General features: G+C 39.9%; 23 protein-coding genes. 16 read left to right on the top strand and 7 right to left on the bottom strand.

Features of this window, described 5'->3' with window-relative positions:
• Positions 1 to 494 precede the first annotated feature (494 nt).
• A complete protein-coding gene (locus tag H515_RS0112550) occupies positions 495 to 1,034 on the bottom strand; it encodes a beta-class carbonic anhydrase (RefSeq protein WP_025877272.1) in 540 nt (179 codons plus the stop codon).
• 574 nt (positions 1,035 to 1,608) lie between these two features.
• The gene (locus H515_RS0112545; RefSeq protein ID WP_025877270.1) at positions 1,609 to 1,806 is read right to left on the bottom strand and encodes a PG1828 family lipoprotein; all 198 of its coding nucleotides are present in this window, start codon (positions 1,804 to 1,806) and stop codon (positions 1,609 to 1,611) included.
• 323 nt (positions 1,807 to 2,129) lie between these two features.
• On the opposite strand from H515_RS0112545, the gene mtaB reads away from it, so the two are divergent.
• The 3 genes from mtaB to H515_RS0112525 all read left to right on the top strand — a co-directional run bounded on the left by mtaB (position 2,130) and on the right by H515_RS0112525 (position 5,440).
• The gene (gene mtaB / locus H515_RS0112535; protein ID WP_025877268.1) at positions 2,130 to 3,491 is read left to right on the top strand and encodes a tRNA (N(6)-L-threonylcarbamoyladenosine(37)-C(2))-methylthiotransferase MtaB; all 1,362 of its coding nucleotides are present in this window, start codon (positions 2,130 to 2,132) and stop codon (positions 3,489 to 3,491) included.
• Positions 3,488 to 4,498 (top strand): glycosyltransferase family 2 protein, encoded by a 1,011-nt coding sequence (locus H515_RS0112530; RefSeq protein WP_025877266.1) that lies wholly within the window; start codon positions 3,488 to 3,490, stop codon positions 4,496 to 4,498. The genes mtaB and H515_RS0112530 overlap by 4 nt, the downstream gene beginning before the upstream one ends.
• Before the next feature lie 132 nt (positions 4,499 to 4,630).
• Positions 4,631 to 5,440, top strand: coding sequence for a gliding motility protein GldB-related protein (locus H515_RS0112525; protein WP_025877264.1), 810 nt, complete (start codon positions 4,631 to 4,633; stop codon positions 5,438 to 5,440).
• 57 nt (positions 5,441 to 5,497) lie between these two features.
• Here H515_RS0112525 and H515_RS0112520 read toward each other — a convergent pair whose 3' ends face one another.
• Positions 5,498 to 6,385, bottom strand: a complete 888-nt coding sequence (locus H515_RS0112520) for a tRNA modification radical SAM protein MnmL/YtqA (protein ID WP_025877262.1) — start codon at positions 6,383 to 6,385, stop codon at positions 5,498 to 5,500.
• A gap of 55 nt (positions 6,386 to 6,440) precedes the next feature.
• Here H515_RS0112520 and H515_RS0112515 point away from each other — a divergent pair, with 55 nt between their 5' ends.
• A complete protein-coding gene (locus H515_RS0112515; RefSeq protein WP_025877260.1) occupies positions 6,441 to 8,633 on the top strand; it encodes a S9 family peptidase in 2,193 nt (730 codons plus the stop codon).
• 434 nt (positions 8,634 to 9,067) lie between these two features.
• Here the strand turns inward: H515_RS0112515 and H515_RS0112510 are convergent, their stop codons facing one another.
• The 4 genes from H515_RS0112510 to H515_RS0112495 are packed head-to-tail and all read right to left on the bottom strand — an operon-like array spanning position 9,068 to position 12,317.
• On the bottom strand, positions 9,068 to 9,361 hold the full coding sequence (locus tag H515_RS0112510; protein WP_025877258.1) for a hypothetical protein: 294 nt from the start codon (positions 9,359 to 9,361) through the stop codon (positions 9,068 to 9,070).
• A 9-nt stretch (positions 9,362 to 9,370) separates the two neighbouring features.
• Positions 9,371 to 10,480, bottom strand: a complete 1,110-nt coding sequence (locus H515_RS0112505) for a glycosyltransferase family 4 protein (RefSeq protein ID WP_025877256.1) — start codon at positions 10,478 to 10,480, stop codon at positions 9,371 to 9,373.
• A gap of 5 nt (positions 10,481 to 10,485) precedes the next feature.
• Positions 10,486 to 11,472 (bottom strand): glycosyltransferase family 2 protein, encoded by a 987-nt coding sequence (locus H515_RS0112500; RefSeq protein ID WP_025877254.1) that lies wholly within the window; start codon positions 11,470 to 11,472, stop codon positions 10,486 to 10,488.
• Complete coding sequence (locus H515_RS0112495; protein WP_025877252.1) at positions 11,424 to 12,317, bottom strand: glycosyltransferase family 2 protein; 894 nt, start codon at positions 12,315 to 12,317, stop codon at positions 11,424 to 11,426. The genes H515_RS0112500 and H515_RS0112495 overlap by 49 nt, the downstream gene beginning before the upstream one ends.
• 54 nt (positions 12,318 to 12,371) lie before the next feature.
• On the opposite strand from H515_RS0112495, the gene H515_RS0112490 reads away from it, so the two are divergent.
• The 12 genes from H515_RS0112490 (at position 12,372) to H515_RS0112430 (ending at position 23,854) form a co-directional block, all read left to right on the top strand.
• On the top strand, positions 12,372 to 13,868 hold the full coding sequence (locus tag H515_RS0112490; protein ID WP_025877250.1) for an oligosaccharide flippase family protein: 1,497 nt from the start codon (positions 12,372 to 12,374) through the stop codon (positions 13,866 to 13,868).
• Complete coding sequence (locus H515_RS0112485; protein WP_025877248.1) at positions 13,855 to 14,847, top strand: glycosyltransferase family 2 protein; 993 nt, start codon at positions 13,855 to 13,857, stop codon at positions 14,845 to 14,847. The genes H515_RS0112490 and H515_RS0112485 overlap by 14 nt, the downstream gene beginning before the upstream one ends.
• A gap of 564 nt (positions 14,848 to 15,411) precedes the next feature.
• A complete protein-coding gene (gene pfkA / locus H515_RS0112475; RefSeq protein WP_028902034.1) occupies positions 15,412 to 16,389 on the top strand; it encodes a 6-phosphofructokinase in 978 nt (325 codons plus the stop codon).
• Positions 16,390 to 16,447: 58 nt separating this feature from the next.
• On the top strand, positions 16,448 to 17,974 hold the full coding sequence (atpD, locus tag H515_RS0112470) for a F0F1 ATP synthase subunit beta (RefSeq protein WP_028902033.1): 1,527 nt from the start codon (positions 16,448 to 16,450) through the stop codon (positions 17,972 to 17,974).
• Between the two features lie 25 nt (positions 17,975 to 17,999).
• Positions 18,000 to 18,239 (top strand): F0F1 ATP synthase subunit delta/epsilon, encoded by a 240-nt coding sequence (locus H515_RS0112465; RefSeq protein ID WP_025877246.1) that lies wholly within the window; start codon positions 18,000 to 18,002, stop codon positions 18,237 to 18,239.
• Between the two features lie 15 nt (positions 18,240 to 18,254).
• A complete protein-coding gene (locus H515_RS0112460; protein WP_028902032.1) occupies positions 18,255 to 18,671 on the top strand; it encodes a hypothetical protein in 417 nt (138 codons plus the stop codon).
• A gap of 13 nt (positions 18,672 to 18,684) precedes the next feature.
• Positions 18,685 to 19,797, top strand: coding sequence for a F0F1 ATP synthase subunit A (gene atpB, locus H515_RS0112455; RefSeq protein ID WP_025877244.1), 1,113 nt, complete (start codon positions 18,685 to 18,687; stop codon positions 19,795 to 19,797).
• A 101-nt stretch (positions 19,798 to 19,898) separates the two neighbouring features.
• Positions 19,899 to 20,141, top strand: coding sequence for an ATP synthase F0 subunit C (gene atpE, locus H515_RS0112450; protein ID WP_025877242.1), 243 nt, complete (start codon positions 19,899 to 19,901; stop codon positions 20,139 to 20,141).
• 66 nt (positions 20,142 to 20,207) lie between these two features.
• Positions 20,208 to 20,711: a F0F1 ATP synthase subunit B gene (gene atpF, locus H515_RS0112445; RefSeq protein WP_028902031.1), complete on the top strand. Its 504-nt coding sequence runs from the start codon at positions 20,208 to 20,210 to the stop codon at positions 20,709 to 20,711.
• A 24-nt stretch (positions 20,712 to 20,735) separates the two neighbouring features.
• Positions 20,736 to 21,272 carry a F0F1 ATP synthase subunit delta gene (locus tag H515_RS0112440; protein WP_025877241.1) on the top strand — a complete coding sequence of 179 codons (537 nt, stop codon included), beginning with the start codon at positions 20,736 to 20,738 and terminating at the stop codon, positions 21,270 to 21,272.
• A gap of 11 nt (positions 21,273 to 21,283) precedes the next feature.
• On the top strand, positions 21,284 to 22,867 hold the full coding sequence (atpA, locus tag H515_RS0112435) for a F0F1 ATP synthase subunit alpha (protein WP_025877240.1): 1,584 nt from the start codon (positions 21,284 to 21,286) through the stop codon (positions 22,865 to 22,867).
• Between the two features lie 12 nt (positions 22,868 to 22,879).
• Positions 22,880 to 23,854, top strand: coding sequence for a F0F1 ATP synthase subunit gamma (locus H515_RS0112430; protein ID WP_025877239.1), 975 nt, complete (start codon positions 22,880 to 22,882; stop codon positions 23,852 to 23,854).
• Positions 23,855 to 24,045 lie beyond the last annotated feature (191 nt).

The raw sequence follows: 24,045 nt of genomic DNA, 5'->3' as shown, positions 1-24,045 counted from the left end.
GGGCTGGCTACTATGGTGCGCATTGTACTTATGGAATACCTCAACATGAATAATTTCTTCAACATGCCGGATGCCGACATAAAACTCATGCTTGAAGCAGCGGCTGAATCGCCACCCGAGGTAACAGAAAATGAATAAGGGGGCTTATCACTAACATGCTGTCATCCGAACTATTGTGTCTCAATGAGTTGGAATGAGGATTTCTATGTTTAGCGGACAGTAATATATTAATTTCTAAAATTAGGGCTGACGCATCTCACGAGATATCAGACCTTTTGAAAAAAGTTCGAAGTCCGATTATAAAGGGCTTCGAGCAAAAGTATTATGTCTTTTTGAGTTTTACCAGACTGCAATATTTTGCTATATCGGCATTCTTATGGTTGATGGCTTAGCAACAACCAGAACTCTTCTGTCATGCCTTAGAATATATTTGGGTTTTATCCAAAGTATCACTCCTCAAATTAATTCTCTAAAGATAGAGACATTTTCCTGTTTTACAGCACTTCTGACAGTTTGCCCGTGTGCGAGTCGATGATAAATCCTCTCACGGTAAACCCACGTGGCATCAGTGGATGGCATCTAATAGTGTTGACTGTGAGTTTTACGTCTTCTTCTACATCATCAAACCCACTAAAAAACCTTTCAAGGTTAACGTGTTTGGCAGCCTCTTGTAGCGACTCTTCGCTGATACCTTTCTGTTTCATAAGGTCTATAAAGTGTTGGGCTTTCATCCGACAGAGTCCACAATCTGAATGGTGAACCACCATAATCTCCTTACACTCCAGTTCATATACAGCCACTAATAATGACCGTATAACTGAGTCGTAGAGAGAGAGCATGGTACCGCCAGCCACTTTAATAAACTTCGCATCACCGTTTTTCAATCCCATGGCTTTGGGGAGTAGTTCAGTAAGGCGAGTATCCATGCAGCTCAACACTGCTAATTTTCTATTAGGTTGCCCCGATGTAACATAATTTTCATATTCTTTTTGTGCTACAAACCGAGTATTGAATTTCAATATTTCTTCTATCATAATGGTATATATCTTTTAGTACACAAACTTACATAAAATTCGCGAAATATAAGCAGGTGTAAATAAAAAACGGGAAATAAATTCCTGAATTCCCTTCTCTTTTGAAGTAAAAGTGTCAAGACCAACATAATAAAGACTTTCTCTCTTACATAGATTGCGAGATAAAAGCTTTATCTGACAGCAATAGTACTAAAAGATGCGGATTTTTCTAAGGACCAATTGTTATAAAATTTCACCTTTTGCGATGCGAAAGGTCAGCTATTATAACCCAATAGGTCATCTTTCACGATGCAATTGCTTACCTTTTGTTGGTGTTAGTAAATACGTAATCTCCAAAATGCTTATACTGAAAAGGTTAAAATAAGATATAAAATAATGGAATGGCCCATTAACTCAATATCTTAGCTTTGCGGTGAAGATCTATAAAGTGGGTGTTTTCATTCAGAATTTAGGACAATTTTTGTCGCTATGTGAATCTTACAGTCAGAAGTTATTGAATAATAGAATCAAAAAACCGCTGAACGGTTAAGTTCAGCGGTCAAATTTCTTTTTTCTCTGTTCGTACTACTGAAAATTATTCAGCTACAGAATCAACAGCTTGGCCTGGCTGAGCAGCAGCTGAATCATTTACAGTAGAATCTGTCATTGTAGAATCCATCATAGTTGTGTCAACTGATGTTGAATCTGCGTTAGCAGCTGGCTTGTTGTTGTTACCGCAAGATGCGAAAGAGATAGCTACGAAAGCTACTACTACGAAAACGAATTTTTTCATTTTTTCTTTGCTTTTTAAATCTGTAAAACAATCATTTGTTTATTAAAACAGTGCAAAGGTAAGTATTTTTTTGATATACCATATCTTTTTTACTGTTTTTTTTGATAAGATTTTGTAACATTTTTGCAAGTATCAGTAAATCAGGTGGTTGTGAATGTTGTAAAGAAGTTAAAAAATGTTACCACGATTATCGTCGTGATTTATTAAGATTATTTACTCATATTATATTCATTTTGAAGTTGTCTATACATATAATATGCCATGTTTGATAAAATATTTCCCAAATTTTGTTATTCCGGTTGTTTTGCCGTATCTTTGCATTCATGATAAATACTTCATCTTTTCAAGGCAAAACTGCTAAATACTATACTTTGGGTTGCAAACTGAATTTTTCAGAAACGAGTACATTTGCCAGGGCTTTGTACAATATGGGAGTGCATGAGGCTAAAAAGGATGAGCCAGCTGATATTTGTATTATCAATACCTGTTCAGTTACGGAAGTTGCGGACCACAAATGTCGCCAAGCAATTAATCGGATGGTTCGTCAAAACCCAGGAGCTTTTGTCGTTGTGACCGGATGTTATGCTCAGCTGGAAAGTGAAAAAGTAGCCAGCATAAAAGGAGTTGATTTGGTTTTAGGAAGCAACGAGAAGGCCAATTTGATTCAGTATTTAAGCGATGCTTGGAATAGCATGCCCGATGGGGAGAGAGATGGTTCGGACGAAAACCATCAACATGCTTTTCATTCTGTAAAGACGAAGGATATTAAGACCTTTCAACCAAGTTGCTCACGGGGTAATCGAACCCGTTATTTTTTAAAGGTTCAGGATGGTTGTGATTATTTTTGCACTTACTGCACTATCCCTTATGCACGGGGTTTCTCAAGAAATCCAAGTATAACTTCTCTTGTTGCTCAAGCTGAAGAAGCCGCATCTGAGGGCGGAAAGGAGATCATCCTAACAGGGGTTAATATTGGGCATTTCGGCGTGAGCACTGGTGAGAGCTTTCTTGATTTGGTGAAGGCGTTAGATAAGGTGAAAGGCATTGAGCGCTTCAGGATAAGCTCTCTTGAACCTGATCTCATTGATGATGAGTTGATTGAATACTGTGCTGATTCTCGTGCATTTATGCCTCATTTCCATATCCCTTTGCAAAGTGGTTCTGACGAAGTGCTAAAACTCATGCATCGACGTTACGATACGGCGTTGTTTGCGCATAAGATAGAACTTATCAAAGAAAAAATACCTGATGCTTTTATAGGCGTTGATGTGATGGTTGGCTGTAGGGGAGAACTGCCTGACTACTTTGATGATTGCTATAATTTTATTCATTCGTTGCCAATCACCCAGTTGCATGTGTTCCCTTATTCAGAACGACCCGGTACTTCAGCACTTTCCATACCCTATGTAGTTGATGATCGTGAGAAGAAACGTCGTACACACCAGCTTCTTAAGTTATCAGATGAAATGACCCGTGCTTTCTATGCCAAATACATAGGACAGGAGGCAAAGGTCCTTTTTGAAAAGACCGTTAGGGGGAAAAGTATGCATGGTTTTACGGAAAATTATATACGGGTAGAACTTCCACTTCAACAGGTGAGGGATGAGTACGACAACAGGATTATGAAGGTCAGACTTGGAAGTTTCAATTTTGATAAATCCGCATTAAAAGTTGAGCTCCTATGAAAGTTGCAATCGTTATATTAAACTGGAATGGACAGCGCATGTTGGAAGAATATCTTCCATCAGTAGTTAAATATTCCCCTGGAGCAGAGATAATCGTCGCTGATAATGCTTCTACTGATAATTCAATAGCCTGGATGAGGGATGTGTATCCTGATATCCGAATTATTCAGTTGTCTGAAAATTACGGTTTTGCCGGAGGATATAACAGAGCTTTGAAGCAAATTGACAGTGAGTATTATTTGCTTTTGAACAGTGATGTTGAAGTAACTCCAAATTGGCTGCAACCGTTGATAAAGGAGATGGATGTCCATAGTGATATCGTAGCTTGCCAGCCGAAACTGCTTGCAATATATAATAAGGAGAAATTTGAATATGCTGGTGCAGCAGGGGGACATCTTGACAAATATGGATATCCATTCTGTAGAGGTAGAATCTTTGAGACCATTGAAAACGATGAAGGTCAATACAATAATGCTGAGGAAATATTCTGGGCTACGGGTGCCTGTTTGTTGGTTCGCTCCGAGGCATATTGGAAAGTTGGGGGGTTCGATGAACGGTTCTTTGCTCATAACGAAGAGATTGATTTGGCGTGGAGACTGCATCAGATTGGTGGTAAAATCTATTGTTTTCCTGCGAGCCAAGTATATCATTTAGGAGGGGGAACGTTGCCGAAGTCGAATCCTCGTAAAACTTTCCTGAATTTTCGTAATAACCTTACAATGTTATGGAAGAATCTTCCTGAAGAAGAAGTTGCCCATGTGATGCGAGTTCGCTGTTTCCTTGATTATCTTGCAGCTTTTCAGATGTTGATTCTACAAAGGAATGTTGCTGACTTTAAAGCTGTGATAAAAGCAAGAAAAGCATTTAAGGAATGGCGAAATAGCTTTGAACGTAGAAACTCAGGCTCACGGATTCATAATAATTCAATGGAAGATAAAAGAAAAAAGTTTTCAATCTTATGGGAATATTATGTGAAAGGGAATAAGAAATATACCAATTTGAATTAGTTTTTTTTATTATATTTTGCACAATTTGGCTCATTCCGCATTCATTTTAAACTTTTTTACTTATTTATTTGCATGAGCAAATAAATTTGTTTACTTTTGTACCGCTAAAACAATAAATAGAGATAATTGTTTGTGAGAAGATTATATTATATATTGTGCATATTGTTTACAACGCTCTCAAGTTGCCAGTTCAAGTTGACACCTGATGTGGAAAACACATCTGAACCACTTTTGGCCATAGAACGTTATGATAGACTGGAATATCGCTATCTTACGACGGGCGATTTCTCTGCATTGCAATCGATGAACACAGAATATCCTATTGAAACACGAACCCTGATAGAGGATGTTATTAAAGTCGGCGACGCAACGGCACCAGACATTAATACCCGCTTTCTAAAATTCTATCAAGACACTACATTGCAGAGTTTAATTGCAGCTGTTGAAGCTGAATATGCTAATATTGACGATTTGAATCGTCAGTTGAACAGTGCTTTCTCAAGATTGAAAATCTCATTACCAAATATTTCTGTGCCAAGGGTTTATGCGCAGATATCGGCCTTGGACCAAAGTATAGTTGTCGGGAATGGCACAATTGGGATTTCATTGGATAAATATTTAGGGCCCGATTATCCCCTCTACAAAAAGTATTATTCGGTGCAACAGCGGCAGCAGATGTCCCGTGAATATATCTTGCCTGATTGTTTGTCATTCTATTTAATGGGAATTTATCCTTTGCAGAATTTTGAGAAGCGTCCGCAGGTAGAGCGTGATTTGCACATGGGTAAAATCCAGTGGATTGTCAATCAAGCTTTGGCCCACCATTTCTATAGAACCAAGTATGTAGAGGCTGTTTCTATGTTTATGAAACATAACTCTAAGGTATCTTATGACGAACTTTTGAGGATGACAGACTTTTCCTCGTTTGAGATAAATGAATAATATTATTTCTATTCCCTGTATCTCAATATTCGATCACTGTATAAAGCCGTTACGATTTTATTTTTCTTCCTTCAGACGATTGTTGATTAAATTTGTAAACTCGTAGTTTTTGATATTCCATTTTGGAGCGAGCAATAATTCGGGTGGACTTTGGCTGACGAAACGCTCAAGTATGAGGTCTTTTCGTAGAATTTGAATATAGTCGGTAACGAGTTCTACGTATTCCTCAACAGAATAAACTGGAAACGGATTCTCTTTATAAATTTGTTCAAGTTTTGTTCCCTTTATGATTTGCATTTGATGGATTTTAAGTATGGTGAGAGGCAATGAAGAAATAATCGGTGCCTGTCTCAAACTTTCTGACCTATCCTCGCCTGGGAGTCCCAAAATAATATGTCCCCCGACATAAATTCCTCGCTTTGCCGTTGCCTCTATTGCTTGTTGTGTGCAAGCAAAGTCGTGTCCTCTATTGATAAGCTTTAGGGTTTCATTATTACAGCTCTCAATCCCATATTCTACAATCAAGAAAGTTTTCTTATTCAGCTCTTCCAGATAGTTGAGTATTTCATCGTTGACGCAATCCGGACGAGTCCCAACCACAATTCCCACGACATCCTTTACATTCAGAGCTTCTTCATAAAGTTTTCGCAGTGTTTCTTCTGGCGCATATGTATTTGAATATGCTTGGAAATATGCAAGATATTTCATTTCTGGATATTTCTTTCCAAAGAACCGCTTGCCATCTTCCAACTGTTCGGTGATAGTTCTTGTAGGTCTGCAATACTTAGGATTGAATGTGTGGTTGTCACAAAAGACACAGCCGCCTCTACCGAATCTACCATCACGGTTAGGACATGTGAATCCGGCATCAATCGATATTTTTTGTACTCGAAAAGGAAACTGTTTGCGAATCCAACTACCAAAATCATTATAGTATTGCTCCATAGTTTTGCAAAGTTAGGTATTATTTTGTACTTTTGCCTTGTAAAATCAATGAAATATGAAAAAGATACTTTTAATGTGTGTGACAATGATGGTCGCCTTACCTCAGGCTTTTGCTGGTAAGCCTTTATCTATTAAGGATATTACAGGCAATGTTTTCTCTGCAAAGACTATTTCCGGAATTAATCCACTAAAGGGAACGTCAGAGTTTGCACAAATATCCTCTGATGAGAAAAAAATTGTCAAATACTCATTCAAGACAGGGCGAAAGACTGGTGTTCTCTTTGACCTGTCAGATACAAAAGGTACTATACTCCGTGAATTTGATGGCTATGAAATTTCCGATGACGGACAATTTATTCTCATACAGGCTAATACGAAAAGAGTTTACCGCCGTTCCTTTAAGGCAGATTTCTATTTGTACAACGTGAAGGATAAAACCTTGAAGATTCTCTCTACTGGCGGGGCGCAACAGATTCCCACTTTCTCACCAGATTGTAAGCATATCGCATTTGTAAGAGGCAATAATATTTTTATAACCAACGGAACGTCGGAGAAACAGATAACCACCGACGGTCAATTTAATAAGGTTATTAATGGCTTGCCTGACTGGGTGAACGAAGAGGAATTTGGTTTCAATAATGCCTTGGCATGGAGCACAGATGGGAAGACGCTGAGCTGGATTCGGTATGACGAGTCGAAAGTTAAGACATATTCATTACAGATGTTCAAGGGGGCAAAGCCTACGAAGAAAGAATATGAGGTTTATCCAGGCGAGTATGCCTATAAATATCCAAAAGCAGGAGAGGATAATTCAAAAGTCTCAGTTTGGTCATATCAACTTGACAACGATAAGATTTTACAATATCAATTGCCGTTGGCTGCAGATGGGTATATTCCGCGTATAAAGACATCTACAAAAGATAATCAAGTCATTGTTTACACGATGAACAGGCATCAAGACGAGCTCAATCTTTATTCGGCTAATCCGCTGACAGGTGATTGTAAATTGCTTATTAAAGAGAATGTTCCCAAATATGTGAAGGAAGAAGCTGTAGAGGCTATTGCTATTATGAAGAACAGCATATTGCTGCCTTCCGATCGTGATGGGCACATGCATTTGTATCTCTATACTTTGGATGGAAAGCTTATCCGTCAGATTGAGAAGGGAGATTATGATGTCATCAGAGTTTATGGCTATGATGAAAAGACGGGAAAGACTTATTTTCAAGCAGCAGCAAAGACACCGATGCAACGGGAGATATATGTTGCCGACAAACGTGGAAACGTATCTTGCCTATCTGATCTCGATGGATGGAATAATGCCGTTTTTTCAGGAGACTATAATTATTTCTTGAATACGTGGAGCGACCGCAACCATCCTTATGTATTTACCATATATGACAATATGGGAAAGGCTGTTCGTGAGGTGCTCAACAATAACAAACTGATGGCTGACTTGGAAAAATTTGAAATACCAAAGAAGGAGTTTTTCAAGTTTACCACATCCGAAGGAATCGAACTCAATGGTTGGATAATGAAACCAGCTGATTTCGATGCAAGCAAGAAGTATCCAGTCATTTTCCACCAGTACAGTGGACCTGGCAGCCAGCAAGTTGTTGATAGTTGGGCAATTGGTTCTATGAGAAATGGGGGAGTTTTTGACGCTTACCTCACTCAGAAAGGTTTTATTGTGGCTTGCGTTGATGGCCGTGGAACTGGAGCTCGTGGTGCTGATTTCGAAAAGTCTATCTATTTGCGCCTCGGTGATTTGGAGTCGAAAGATCAAGTTGAGGCAGCTCTTTGGATGGGAAAGCAGAGTTATGTTGATGCTTCTCGAATAGGAATATGGGGCTGGAGCTTTGGAGGCTTCAACACATTAATGAGTATGAGCGAGGGGAGAAAAGTATTCAAGGCAGGAGTCTCAATAGCTCCTCCCACCAATTGGCGCTACTACGATACGGTTTATACAGAGAGATACATGCGCACCCCACAGGAGAATGCAGCTGGATATGCTATTAACCCAATAGAGCGTGCCGGAAAACTGAGTGGGAAACTGCTGATTTGCCATGGCATCGCCGATGACAACGTTCATATTCAGAATACTTACGAATACTCAGAAGCATTGATTCAGGCTGACAAAGATTTCAAAGAGAACTTTTATACGAACAGAAATCACGGAATCTTTGGCGGAAACACCCGCAATCATCTTCTCCGTCAGGTTTCAGATTGGTTTATTGAACATCTTTAATCTGAAAAGTACGAGTTGTCCGAGTACGATTTTGAATGTTCACACACTACATCATTCGTGAAAATACAGGGCAATAATCTGGTGTATGAACTCAAATCGATCATTAGGCTGCGTGCTCAAGATTAGATGAGGACAACATGGCTTCCTGACTGATTTCATTCGCTTATCTGCAGCTTTCTTGCCATTCTCTCTTGTCGTAGTCAGCTACGTCTTCAGAAGAACGACCAACAAGCTGCCCAGCAATCAAATCAAATCAGCACAGGCCTTAATGACAAATTTGGACTAAATATTTATAATCCGTTGAATAACAGTATAATAGCAATCGATTTTTGAAAGGTTAGCTATTAACGATTAAAAGGTCACCTCTCGCATGTAGAAAGGTGACCTTTTGTTTGAAAAACACTAATAATTGGTTTAATTATCAGGATTTATTTCTATCTCCAATATTCTTTTTCGCCAGTGTATTCCATTTCCCCTTGGCATTTGGGACAACTATGTCCGTTCCATTGGCTGATACTCATAGATCCACAGTTGAGACAAATGCGTCCGACAATTGTTCTGAAAGAGGGGGCGGCGTCTCCGATAACACCACCTGTAACCAGAGGCTGAATTGTCTGGCAGTCGTCACACACTACCGATTCAATGGTCTGTCCCATGAACCCCTTGCCTTCGTAGATATTGCCTTCATAGCCACAGTTTTGACAAATGTATTTCTTAATCCAACCCATACGCACAGGCTAATTTTTTTTTGTGAGCAATTTGTTATAGAAAGCTTCATATGCACGGGCAACTTTCAGGTAATCGTGATGTTTTTTCACGTAAGTTATACTGTCTTGCTGCAGCTGGCTGATCTTTTCCGGATGCTCTACAAGTTGTTTTATGGCGCAACAGCAGCTTTCATAATCAGGCTCTACGTTTAGAATTGGGCGCAAAGTATTCTCGTTGAGTATCTCGTAGTTCTCCGGTTCTCCTCCTCCAATGCAGATAATACCACGGCTCATTGCTTCAAGTGGGTTCATGGAGGGGGTATAGCTGTACAGTTGGTCGAGTATGGCATCCGAACCATTCATCAGTTCCACGTATTGGGTAAAGGGTACACCGTCAGCGATTTTAAGTTCAATTCTGTCTGCATATTCTTTTTGCATGTCTTTAGCAGCCTTCAGCATGATGTCGGTACCTTTGTATTCTGAACGGTTCTTGCTTATTCCGATGAAGAGTTTCACTTTGCTGCCTTCCGCATGTTGTGCGGTCCGTTTATTGTCGGTCTGAACTGGGAATGGAATAAAAACTGTCTTTTCAGTAAAAATAGGGTGATAACATACCCAATATTCATAGAGTCCTGCCACGATGCCGTCGCAATCATTGGCTATTCGTTTGTTGAGCTTTTCTTTTGTAGTAGCTAACCAGTCTTTTCTTTCTTTCAGCGCATCTGCATTAGTGCGAAGCTCTTTTCTGATGTTGAAGTCACTGTAGCGCAGTGGCATAGTTGTACAACAAGTGCTTACCCAGTAATAATCCATGCCAAAAGCCCCCAGCACAATCTTTCGGTTATGCTTTCGAAGGTAGTTGTAAAAGAAAAAAAGTCTTTCTGCTTTTAGCTCAAAGAAGAGAGGATTGATGAGCTGCACGATGTCGTATCCTCTTAGTTTGGGAAGCATTCTCAAAAGTTTGATATATAGCTTAATACCTCCAATCTTTCCTGGTTTCCTCGAAATATCTATGTCACGGGGGTAATCTTTCCAGAAATCTCCGTTAGAAACAACAGTTACATTGAGTCCGAGTTTACGAAGTCCTTCTGCGAGTGTCCAGTGGACGTTGCTGTATTCGCCCAATAACAGTATTTTCATTCGTACTATTTCTGTTTTGGCAACATGATCAGGAGAAGCTTTCTCCCAGCCTTTGAGTTAACCATTCTTCTGAACAACTTGTATTTCCGTGTATAGTCTTTTGGCGGCAGTGGGAAAAGCCCCTCTTTGTATAATTTCCTTACAGCCTTCTCTGTCAGTTGGGCATCCCTTGTGAGTGTAATTGTATTGTAGAGATAGTCCATGGATAGTTGAGCCACGCGTCGTCGCAGTGCTTCTTGCTCCTGATAGGGAAGGTTCTCAGCCTTTTGGTTGAGCCGGCAGATGACCTCAAAGTTGTCATTCAACCGTTTTGACACTGATTGTTCGTCTCTCTTGTGAATGACCGACTCTGAGTGCTGGCGATAGAAATAGGCTTTTGCCTGTGTGCGAGTGACCTTGTCGGCACTGAGCAGTAGTTGAGGCGTAAACTCCTCGTCTTCCCCGTAGGCAATCTCTTGACTGAACCTGAGATTTATCAGTAATGATTTGCGGAAGAGATAGTTCCACACTGCTCCGCTAATATTGTTATGCTTCATGAACATTGCACCATCCACTGGCTCTTCGTCAACCATCGATGACTTTTCGTTTGCTTTTGTTGCGAAACCAAAGAGTACAACGTCAATTTCCTTGCTGCGTGTCAAACTCAGACAGTGTTCATAAGCTGGGACTAAAAGATAGTCATCAGCATCGATGAATTGAATGTATTCGCCTTTGCTGATGGTAATTCCGAGGTTACGTGCAGCGCTGACTCCCTTGTTAGGTGTCCGAACATATACAATATGCTCGTCTGAATTGAGCAATTTGTTGAGGGGGCTGAGCTCTGAGCCGTCATCAATTACTATGACTTCACGTTTTTCTTCCGACAAAGAGAGTTGCAAGATACTGTTAATGCATTGTTGCAGCATTGTCAGGGGCTGGTTGAAATAGGTGATAATGAAACTTACTAATGGCTTCTTCTTGCTATTTTGTGAATAAATTGATAGAGTTTGCATAAGCGTTTTAATCCAATAAGGTGTAGAAAACTAAGTTTAAGTGTCCCCCAATAAGGGAGGACGGGCAGGGTGGGGAGGCCGTGAGTAGCCTCATACACATCGATTTGTATGTTCAACACATGGGCATAGTAGTCCTTGTCAACATTTTTCGTCCGACGAATATAGTCCGAATGCGCTTCCAATAAATTTGTCAGGTCAGCCCCTTTCGCATTTTTTGTAATGCCCTGTTGGTTGTAACAATAAAAATAAGTACCCGTTGAAGTAGTTGCCACTATCTTGGCATTATCGAGTAGTAAAGGAAGCGTGTGAACATCTTCGAAAGTTTTGCCTTTCGGGAAGCGTACGTTTGAGAATAATTCTCTTTTGTATATCTTGTTCCAAGCATAGGTATGCCGATAGGCCCTTGCTTGAAGCCAATAGTCTTTCATGTCATAGTAGCATGCATCTTTTAGAGATAGATGATTTTGCTTGTTTGAGCCGTAACGTTCTATTACAGAGTATTCTAAGATGTCGTATTCAGGATGTTCTTTAATTATATTGAATAAATCTTCGTAGGTGTTTTCACCGATAAAATCATCGGAATCAATGAAGGTAATGTATTCTCCCCGTGCCTTGTTAATCCCTGTATTCCGTGCTTCAGAAAGACCTTGGTTGGATTGATGGATGACTGTGATCCTGTTATCATCCGCAGCCATCTCATCGGCTATCTTGCCTGAGCGGTCTTTAGTGCCATCATCTACCAGTATCATCTCGAAATTTTGAAATGATTGTCTCTGGACGCTCTCAATACATCTTTGGAGTGTCCGTTCTACATTAAATACGGGTATGATGATACTTAATTTCATGAAATATCTCTGTTGCAAAAATAATAAAAACTTTTTACTTACGTTAAACTAAAAATGAAAAAAAACGATAGCTATAACCATATTCTAAGATATACAGGCTTATTTGGAGGCGTGCAGGGATTGAATATCCTCGTGGGAATTGTGCGTAATAAGCTTGTTGCTATGATATTAGGCCCTGATGGTATGGGCTTGATATCACTGTTCAATTCAACAATTAAATTGGTAAGCGATTCTACTAATTTCGGAGTCTCAGTCAGTGCCGTAAAGAATATTTCAGAAGATTTGGACAGTGGTGATGAGCAGATGTTGGAAGAACACATCAAGTTTGTTCGTTCCTTCAGCTTGTTAGTTGGAATTTTGGGAATGTTTCTATGCATAGCTCTCAGTCCTTTTCTAAGTAAGTTTACTTTTTCGTGGGATGGGCATACCCTCCATTTCATTTTCCTATCTCCCATTGTAGCGTTCCTGGCCATTACTGGAGGAGAACTGGCAATACTCAAAGGCCTGAGAGAGCTTAAGGGCCTGGCGGTTATCTCCATATATAATGTTATCGGAGCTTTGGTTACAACTATTCCGCTCTATTATTTTTTCAAGGAGGCTGCCATTGTGCCATCTTTGGTGTTGATGGCATTGATTCAGATGATACTTACCCTCTTCTACTCATACAAACTTTATCCGTTGCGACTACATTATAAATGGAGCTTCTTGACCAAGGGCTTCAGTATTATTCGCTTAGGAATAGCTTTTGTGCTGGCTGGTATTCTTGGGTCAGGTGCTGATTTCTTGATTCGCAGTTATATTAATAATGTTGCCAGTATTGAAATGGTTGGATACTATAACGCAGCTTACATGATGTCGATGACCTATGTGGGAATGGTTTTTGCAGCAATGGAGACCGACTTCTTTCCAAGACTTTCGGGATCAGCCAATCACAGTTTTACCTTCAATCAAACCGTCAGTAGACAAATTGAGGTGATGCTCCTGTTGGTTTCTCCTCTGTTGGTGGTTTTCTCACTCTGTCTGCCAATATTGCTACCACTCCTTTATACAGGCAAGTTCATGCCTGCTCTTGGAATGATTCAAGCCATAGTGATTGCAATGTACTTCCGTGCGCTGAAGCTACCGATTCAGTACATCCCATTGGCTAAGGGAGACTCACTTTCATACCTCTTATTGGAGGGAATTTACGATTTGTTGCTGTTTGTATTTGTGATATTCTGCTTCAATAGATTCGGATTGCCTGGGGCAGGCTGGGGTATAACCTTGGCAGGAATCATGGACTTTGTTGTTGTTGTTGTTTATGCAAGGTTGCACTATGATTACAAACCCACTTACAATGTTTTGTTATACTCTACCATTCAGATTCCAATTGGAATTTTAGTCTATTTCTGTGCCGTCTCTAAAAATCCCATTGTATATTGGGGAGTAGGGGCAATGCTCTTTCTCATCAGTGGGGCCACATCAATAAGTATTTTAAGAACCAAGACCAACCTGTGGAGATCACTGCTCAGAAAAATAAACAAGCGCTTTGGACATCATGGTGAAGATTAGTGTTTTAGTGGCAGTATATAATGCCGAGAAATATCTGCGAGAATGCCTCGACTCATTGCTCAACCAAACATTGCAAGAAGTGGAGGTTATCTGTATTGACGATGCGTCGGAGGATGAATCTTTGAACATTCTCAGAGAGTATTCTTCAACAGACAAGCGAATAAAGATAATAAGCCTAACCGAGAATTGCGGACAAGCTCATGCTCGAAATGAAGGTCTGAAGATATCCCAAGGAGAGTATATTTGCTTTGTTGATAGTGATGATTGGATAGCGACTGATGCCTTGAAAAGTGTCTGTCATGTCTATGAACAGTATCCTTCAGCTGATTCGGTTCTATTTGATGTGATAAATGTTTATGAGGATGGACGCCAAACTCAGTATCCGATGGATCCATTCGACGTTTTGAGTGGATACGATGCCTTTGTTGATAGTCTGACTTGGAAAATTCATGGAGTTTACACAGTTCGCAGAGATATTCACCTAAGGTATCCTTATGATGATTCGTGTCGGGCATACAGTGATGATAATACGACCCGCTTGCACTATCTGGCATCACGCGAAGTAAGGTGTTGTACCGGAAAGTATTATTATCGGCAGCACAACTCGTCCGTGACCCATAATGTTGACGTAAGACGTTTTGATTATCTTTTAGCTAATGAAAGTATGAAGCAGCAACTTCATGACTTGGATGTCTCCGATGAAACTTTGAATCTCTATGAAAATGTCAGATGGTTAAATTTGATAGGTGTTTACATGTTTTATTATTTGCACCATAGAGAGTTAACTGCAAATGAAGCGAGTGCTGGTTTGAGACTTATGCGTGCGACATGGGACAATATTGAGATTAGAAGATTAGACAGGAAATACACACGAAAATTTGGATATATGCCTTTGAGATTCTCATGGAGGGCATTCAAGTTGCAACTGGATATTTATTTCTTCTTGCGTGGAATATTAGGACGTAATTTAGAAGGATAATCCAAGAAATATTACCCCTCTCTACAAAAATATACCTACATAATTTTGAAGAGGTTTCATTTGACGAATCTCATGAGGTAATAATATGATGACGGGTGGAGTTATGGACGTGTTTTTTTCACTCATTGAGAAATTAATTCGGGCATGGCAATACAACGCAGATTAAAAGAATTTTACTATGAAATTAGCGGAAAATCCCAACATAAAATAGATTTAAAGATATTTGTAAGGAAAACCATGGGTGTGGGAAAATATTGATCCCATTCAATCTATGAGACGTTATCTGAAGGCCTTGATGGAGCCAGTCGCACACTCATTGATTTTATTATTTCAGAGTCAAAAGTTACAGAACTTTTATATGTTTGGGAAATATATTTTAAACAAATTTGATTCACTAATGAGAAAATAGGCGTGGGTGGGATGAAAAATAAGAGTTGTCACAACTTCTGCTATTATCTTTTGGAGTGAACTCAGATAATTTCCCTTGTTATTTTTGGGATATAAATAAATATTTATTACCTTTGCAGACGATTAGAAAACTAGGAAAAAGACAACGTTGGCTCTATGGCAAAAATTAAAACTATCGGTATTCTGACATCGGGTGGAGATGCACCTGGTATGAATGCTGCGATTAGAGCTGTCACAAGGGCAGGCATTTTCAATGGTTTTTCCATTAAAGCCATTTATAGAGGGTATGATGGCTTGATATCAGGCGATGTCAAACCATTTACTACTGAAAATGTTAGTGGTATTATTGGTCAAGGTGGAACAGTTCTGAAAACGGCTCGCTCCTTGGCCTTTGCTACAGAGGAAGGGCGTCAAAAAGCCTACGATAATCTTATAAAGGAAGGAATCGATGCACTTGTTGTAATAGGTGGAAATGGGTCTTTGACAGGCGCTATGACCTTTGCGCAAGAATTTGATTTTTGTTGTATTGGTTTGCCCGGAACAATCGATAATGACTTATATGGCACGGATAACACAATAGGGTATGATACCACAATGAACACCATTGTGGAGTGTGTGGATCGAATTCGTGACACTGCTCAAAGTCATGAGCGCATTTTCTTTGTCGAGGTGATGGGACGTGATGCTGGCTTTCTGGCTCAGAACTCTGCGATAGCAAGTGGTGCTGAGGCGGCTATCATTCCAGAAGACTCTACCGATGTTGACCAGTTGGCCCGTTTCATGGAAAGAGGAATTCGAAAGTCGAAAAAGAGTTGTATTGTCATTGTTTCTGAAAGTCCCAAATGCGGTGCAATTTATTATGCAGACCGTGTAAAAAAGGAGTTCCCCAATTTTGATGTTCGGGTTTCTATATTAGGACATTTGCAACGTGGCGGTCGTCCTTCTGCGCGTGACAGGATTCTTGCGAGCCGCACAGGTGTTGGGGCTGTCGAAGCACTTTTGCAAGGACAGCGGAATATTATGGTGGGGGTTCGTAATAATGAAGTGGTTTACGTACCATTGTTAGAAGCCATCCGTTCTGATAAACCATTTGACATGAAGTTAATCAAGGTGCTTGATGAGTTGAGCATTTGACAATATTCTCAATATAGAGTTTCTTAGATCTAAATAATAATAAAAATAATATAAGCGTATGTCACAATTAAATGGACGTATCTCTCAGATAATTGGTCCTGTCATTGACGTTTACTTTGATGTTAAAGGTGAGGACCCGGAGAAAGTTCTGCCTAAAATTTATGATGCACTTCGTGTAAAACGTCCAAACGGACAGGATTTGATCATAGAAGTTCAACAACACATAGGTGAAGATACCGTTCGTTGTGTAGCTATGGACAATACTGAGGGCTTGCAGCGTGGTCTTGAGGTTGCAATAACGGGAAATCCCATTGTCATGCCTGCAGGAGAACAGATCAAGGGACGTATGATGAATGTAATTGGCCAACCAATTGATGGTATGGAGCAATTAAGTATGGAAGGTGCATACCCCATTCACCGTGAAGCGCCTAAATTTAACGAGCTTTCAACCAAGAAAGAAATGTTGGCGACAGGTATCAAGGTCATTGACTTGTTGGAGCCTTATATGAAAGGAGGTAAGATTGGCTTGTTTGGTGGTGCCGGTGTAGGAAAGACCGTGCTCATCATGGAGCTTATCAACAATATTGCAAAAGGGCATAATGGTTATTCTGTATTTGCAGGAGTGGGAGAACGCACTCGTGAGGGTAACGATTTGATAAGGGATATGCTCGAGTCAGGAGTTATCCGTTATGGTGATGCTTTCAGAAAAGCAATGGATGAAGGAAAGTGGGATTTGTCTTTAATTGATAAAGAGGAGTTGAAGAAATCTCAAGCAACGCTTGTTTATGGACAGATGAATGAGCCTCCTGGGGCACGTGCTTCTGTGGCCCTTTCTGGATTGACTGTAGCCGAAGAATTCCGCGATCATGGAGGAAAAAATGGAGAACCAGCAGATATAATGTTCTTCATTGATAATATCTTCCGTTTCACTCAGGCTGGATCAGAGGTATCTGCACTTCTTGGCCGTATGCCTTCTGCAGTTGGATATCAGCCTACTTTGGCAAGCGAAATGGGTGTAATGCAGGAGCGTATCACTTCGACTAAGAAGGGTTCAATTACTTCAGTACAGGCTGTATATGTCCCTGCTGATGACTTGACTGACCCTGCTCCAGCGACTACATTTACCCACTTGGATGCAACAACAGAGTTGAGCCGTAAAATTACGGAGTTGGGAATTTATCCCGCCGTAGATCCATTAGGCAGTACGTCTCGTATCTTGGACCCATTGGTAGTTGGCAAGGAACATTATGACTGTGCACAACGCGTAAAGCAATTGTTGCAGCACTATAATGAACTGCAAGATATTATTGCCATTTTGGGTATGGATGAGTTGTCTGATGAAGATAAATTGGTTGTTAACCGTGCTCGTCGTGTTCAACGCTTCTTGTCACAACCATTTACTGTTGCAGAACAATTTACTGGTATTCCTGGTGTAATGGTTCCAATAGAGGAGACAATCAAGGGCTTCAATGCCATCTTGAATGGTGAGGTTGATGACCTTCCTGAACAAGCATTCCTCAATGTCGGAACAATTGAAGATGCTAAGGAAAAAGCTAAGAAACTTCTTGAGGCTGCTCACGGCTAAACAAGTCTAATAATATAAGTTGCTAATGTTAGTTCTAAAGATAGTATCACCAGAAAAGATAGTTTTCACAGGCGAGGTTGATAGTGTACTCGTTCCTGGAGAAGTGGGACAATTTGAGATTCTCAATAACCACGCTCCAATAATATCAACATTGGTAGAGGGAATTGTGGCCTATACTGTCGGCTCAGTGAAGACGAGCTTCCAAGTACTTGGTGGATTCGTTTCTGTGAAGAAAAACGAGGTGAGTCTTTGTGTTGAAATGTAAAGCCATTAATCCTATATGGTATTGGAAACTACGGCTATAGAGAAAATAGAGCATGACTATTTCAAAGTTAGTTTGTGGATAGTTGCAGGGCTTACATTGTTGGGCTTACTCGTATCTCGGGTTCTGATGTATTCGAATTTGGTAGTGCCATTGGTAATAAGTGCTGTTTTTTCTCTCGTATCGAGTTACATGTATGGGAAAGCTTGGAAATATTTTGCTAAGAACTCGGCCAGTTCATTGGGAAAGTTCTATATGGGCGGATCAATGTTGCGAATGGTTCTTGCGGCAATTGTAGCCTTGATAGGAGCAGTTGTTTATAGAACTGACCATGAGAAAGTTTTAACTTTCGTTTTGGTGTTTGCCATCTTTTATCTGGCTATAATGATATTTGAAAGCATTTATTTCATCCGTGTTGAAAAGAATAATAAATAAACGAATAAGAAGAATGAAACATATCAAACAAATTCTTTTAATTTTACTATTATTTACCGTTCTTGCCCCAGCAATGGGACGAGATATGTCGAAGAAAGGTAAAGTAGATGTAAAAGAGATATTGTGGGGGCATATAAAGGATTCGTATGAATGGCATATTACGGATTTAGGATCAGAAGGTCATTTTACCCCTATTGTAATTCATCTTCCTATTATTGTTCACTCCACCACAGGTTGGCATGTGTTCAGCAGTTCAAATTTTTCAGAAGAACGTGACGTAAATGGTGATAGGCCAGGTCCTTATAATCTTGTGATCAAGAATAGCGAGGCAAAAGATAATCCTAATCTGATTGTCGAGAAAGTCGGTGGTAAGGAAGTCCGTCCGATTGACATTTCAATTACCAAAACTGTTTGTACGCTTTTTATTGATGCAATCCTTCTTCTTTTGGTCATTCTTATCCCAGCTCGATGGTGTAAAAAACATAAACCTCAGGATGAAGCTCCTAAAGGCTTTACAGGATTGATGCACATGTTTATCATGAACGTGTATGACGATGTCTTAAAGCCAACGCTGGGAGAAGATACTCCAAAGTATGCACCTTGGTTGCTTACGTGTTTCTTTTTCATCTTTTTTGCGAATCTGATGGGTTTGGTACCATTCCCTCCTGGTGGTGGAAATCTCACGGGTAATATTTCTTGTACGTTCTTTCTTGGAGTTTGCACCTTCCTAATAATCAATTTTACAGGAACGAAGGAATATTGGAAAGAAATCTTTTGGCCTGATGTACCTGTATGGATGAAATTTCCAGTGCCATTGATGCCTTTTATCGAGCTCTTCGGTATATTCACAAAACCATTGGCTTTGATTATTCGACTTTTTGCAAACATGTTTGCAGGTCATGCCATTGCCTTGTCTTTTTGTGCTATTATGTTTATCATGTTTGCTTTTGCAGACAATGCTATTGTCAATTATGCGGCAGGGTCTGGTATGTCTATCATCGCAATTTCGCTAAGTGTCTTTATGATGCTCCTTGAGATTTTGGTAAGTTACATCCAAGCATTGGTATTCACAATGTTGAGTGCTGTGTTTATTTCACAGGCACACGTTAAGCCCCATAAGGCGTGATAGATGTGTCACGAAACAATAGAAAGCATGATAGATATTGTTTCAAAGAATTAAGATAGAAAATAAAATTTAAATTAATAATAAATTAAAGATTAAAGATTATGTTATCATTGTTATTAGCAGATGTTGCTCTTGCAAAATTAGGTGGTGCCATCGGTGCAGGTTTAGTTGCTATTGGTGCAGGTATTGGTATTGGTCGTATTGGTGGCCAGGCTATGGATGCTATGGCTCGTCAACCAGAGAAAGTTGGAGACCTTCGTTCATCTATGATTATTGCAGCTGCTTTGATTGAAGGTGTTGCCTTCTTGGCTATGATTGTTGCACTTCTTGCAATTGTACTCTAATTGATAGGGGCATTGTAGAGGGGCATTTTTTCCCGTTTAAATTTAAGTAAGAACAAAAACCAGCGTATGGATTTATTAATTCCCAATAGTGGACTTCTTTTTTGGATGACTATTGTCTTCCTTATCGTTGCATTTATTGTGATAAAGTTCGGCTTCCCGGCTATTATCAATATGGTAAATGAGCGAAAGGCATATATTGATGATAGCCTCCGCAAAGCACACGAAGCTAATGAAAAGTTGTTCAGTATACAAAAAGAAGGTGAATCCGTCATGCAGCAGGCACGTGAGCAGCAAGCACTTCTGTTGAAGGAGGCCACTGCGACACGTGATGCTATAGTAGAAAAGGCCCAAGATAAGGCTCACGAAGAAAGCTCTCGTATCATTTCTGAGGCAAAATCAGAAATTGAGGCTGAGAAGCAGAATGCCTTTCGCGATATTCGCAGTCAAGTTGTTGATCTTAGCGTAAAGGTTGCGGAAAATATTCTTCGTGATCAACTTTCTACTGATGAAAAGCAGATGGAGTATATCGGCCGGTTGCTGGATAATGTGTCTTCTCCTGTGAGTAAGTAATGTTAAGTAAAATAATTTGTAAATATGGATATAGGTGTAATATCGGTTCGTTATGCAAGGGCACTTCTGAAAGGTGCTATTGCGCAGAAACAAGAAGATAATGTCTATAAAGAAATGCAGACACTGCTTGAGAGTTTTTCCCAAGTTCCACAACTGTGTTTCACATTAGATAATCCTATGCTCTCCAAGAACAAGAAGCAAGAAATTCTTGAAACTGCCTGTGGCGGTGACAATACAGATTTGCTCAAGTCGTTTTTGGCTCTTGTTTTGAAAGAGGGACGTGAAGGTATTCTACTCTTTATTGCGAACTCTTACATCTCACTATATAGGAAGCAGAAGAATATTATTCAAGGAAAGCTGACTACAGCTGTTCCTGTAACACCAGCTATCGAGGAAAAAATGAAGGAAATGGTTCGGGTAAATGCCAATGGAACCGTAGAATTTAAAACGAAAGTTGATCCTGGAGTCATCGGAGGATTTATCCTTGAGTATGATACGTATAGAATGGATGCTAGCGTGAGAACCAAACTCAATGATGTGCTCACACAATTAAAGAAATAAATAAAATTCACATGTCAGATAAAATAAAACCAAGTGAGGTGTCTGAGGTGCTTTTAAAGGCACTTCAAGGTATCAATGCTGAAGAGAAGTTTGACGAAGTAGGTACAGTGCTCACAATCAGTGATGGGGTGGCTCGTATCTATGGACTTCGCAATGCTGAGGCAAACGAACTGTTGGAGTTCGAGAATGGTACAATGGCTATCGTCATGAACCTTGAGGAAGACAATGTAGGTTGCATTCTTTTAGGTCCGACAGCTGGTATCAAAGAAGGTCAGAGTGTAAAGCGTACCCATCGTATTGCTTCAATTCGTGTTAATGATAACTTCTTAGGACGTGTTGTTAATCCGCTTGGCGAAGCTATTGATGGTAAAGGTGATATCGATTTAACAGATTCTTTCGAAATGCCATTGGACCGTAAGGCCCCAGGAGTAATCTATCGTCAGCCGGTTAAAGAACCATTGCAAACTGGCTTAAAGGGCGTTGACTCCATGATTCCTATTGGGCGTGGTCAGCGTGAGTTGATTATCGGTGACCGCCAGACCGGTAAGACGGCAATAGCTGTTGATACTATCATCAATCAGAAGAGTTTTTACGAACAGGGTAATCCCGTTTACTGTATCTATGTTGCAATAGGACAGAAGGCTTCTACTGTGGCCAATCTTGTTCAAACATTGAAAGACCATGGTGCATTACCATATTCAATTATTGTGAGCGCTACGGCTGCCGATCCAGCTGCAATGCAATATTACGCACCATTTGCTGGTGCTGCTATTGGTGAATATTTTCGTGATCGTGGTTTCTCTGCTCTTGTTGTTTACGATGATTTGTCAAAACAAGCAGTTGCATATCGTGAGGTCTCTCTAATTCTTCGTCGTCCTTCTGGTCGAGAGGCTTATCCAGGTGATGTGTTCTACCTTCACTCTCGTTTGCTGGAAAGAGCAGCGCGTATCAACGACCAGCAGGAAATTGCTGAACAGATGAATGATCTGCCAGAATGTATGAAGGGACATGTTAAAGGCGGTGGCTCACTGACGGCACTTCCTATTATTGAGACACAGGCTGGCGATGTTTCGGCTTATATTCCAACTAATGTGATTTCTATTACAGACGGACAGATTTATTTGGAAAGCGACCTCTTTAACCAAGGATTCCGTCCGGCGATTAACGTTGGTATTTCCGTATCTCGTGTGGGTGGTTCTGCTCAAGTGAAGAGTATGAAGAAAGTTGCAGGAACTCTGAAAATCGACATGGCACAGTATCGTGAGCTTGAAGCCTTTTCTAAGTTCTCATCTGATATGGATAAAGTGACTGCTATGACATTGGATAGAGGTAGAAAGAATAACCAACTTCTAATCCAACCTCAGTATTCGCCAATGCCAGTAGGTGAACAGATTTCTATTCTATATTGCGGTGTTCATGGTTTGATGCATGATGTACCTGTGGAGCTGATTCGTGAGTGTCAAGACCAATTCCTTGAGAGTATGAGAAGTACACATAAGGATGTGATTGATAATTTGGCTTCTGGCAAACTTCTTGACGAAGATGTGAAGAAAATCGAGGAAGTCATGGGTAATATCTCAGCACAATATAAATAAGATTGATTTACAATGCCATCATTAAAAGAAATTAAAAATAGAATTGCCAGCGTTAATAGCACTCGTAAGATTACGAGTGCTATGAAGATGGTGGCATCGAGTAAACTCCACCATGCACAGGTGGCTATTGAAAATATGCTGCCTTACGAATGCATGTTAGAACATATATTAAAGACATTTCTTGTTTCAACACCTCACACCGATACCCCTTTCGATGTTGAGCGACCTATAAGACGAGTAGTCTTGCTTGTATTTGCATCAAATAGTTCTTTATGTGGAGGTTTCAATAATAATATCCTTAAGATGATGCAAAATGTTGTAAATGAGTATTTATCCAAGGGGATTTCTAAAGATGATATTCTGGTTTATCCTATAGGACGGAAAGTAGCTGAAAAGGTGAATAAGATGGGGCTGAAGTCAGCAGGATCATACTTGAGTTTAGCCGACAAACCCAGTTCTGAAGAATGTCATAAGATTGCTATCGAGATTGAACAAAAATGGTTAAATGAAGAAGTAGATAGAGTAGAGATGATCTATCATCATTTTAAGAGTGCAGGTAGCCAAATTCTAACCCGAAAAACTTATTTGCCCATTGATCTCGAAGAAGAGTTGAATGCTGATCATGAACGTGATTTAAAATCCAATATTGCAACCAAGAAAGTTCAGGAATACATCAAAAAACATGGCAAGGCAGCTTCTCAAAAAGAATCAGAAGTAGTCAAGCCTTTGAATGATGACTTTATTGTTGAACCTGATTTGAGGACGGTTTTAACATCATTGGTGCCTAAATTGTTACATTTGATGGTTTATACCGCATTGTTGGACAGTAATGCATCGGAACACGCTGCCAGAATGGTAGCCATGCAGACTGCAACTGACAACGCAGATGAGCTTCTTCGTGGACTCAATCTTCAATATAATAAGTCACGTCAGGCTGCAATTACGTCAGAGCTGCTTGACATTGTAGGAGGTTCAGTCAATAATTAGAAAGTTAATTCTAAATTATTGCTGTGCGGTAAAACTTTTTCAAACAAAATAAATTAGGGCTGACACATCTCACGAGGTATCAGCCCTTTTGGTTATCTTTGTTTTCTCAATATAATAAATATAACCATGAGCAAAGATAGTCATTTTACCGGACAGCCGGTCTATAGTCAAGTATTAAAGTTACTCGACAA

It is taken from the genome of Prevotella corporis DSM 18810 = JCM 8529 (genome assembly GCF_000430525.1).
Classification (GTDB): Bacteria; Bacteroidota; Bacteroidia; order Bacteroidales; family Bacteroidaceae; genus Prevotella; species Prevotella corporis.
This window is presented reverse-complemented; position numbering and strand designations above follow the sequence as displayed.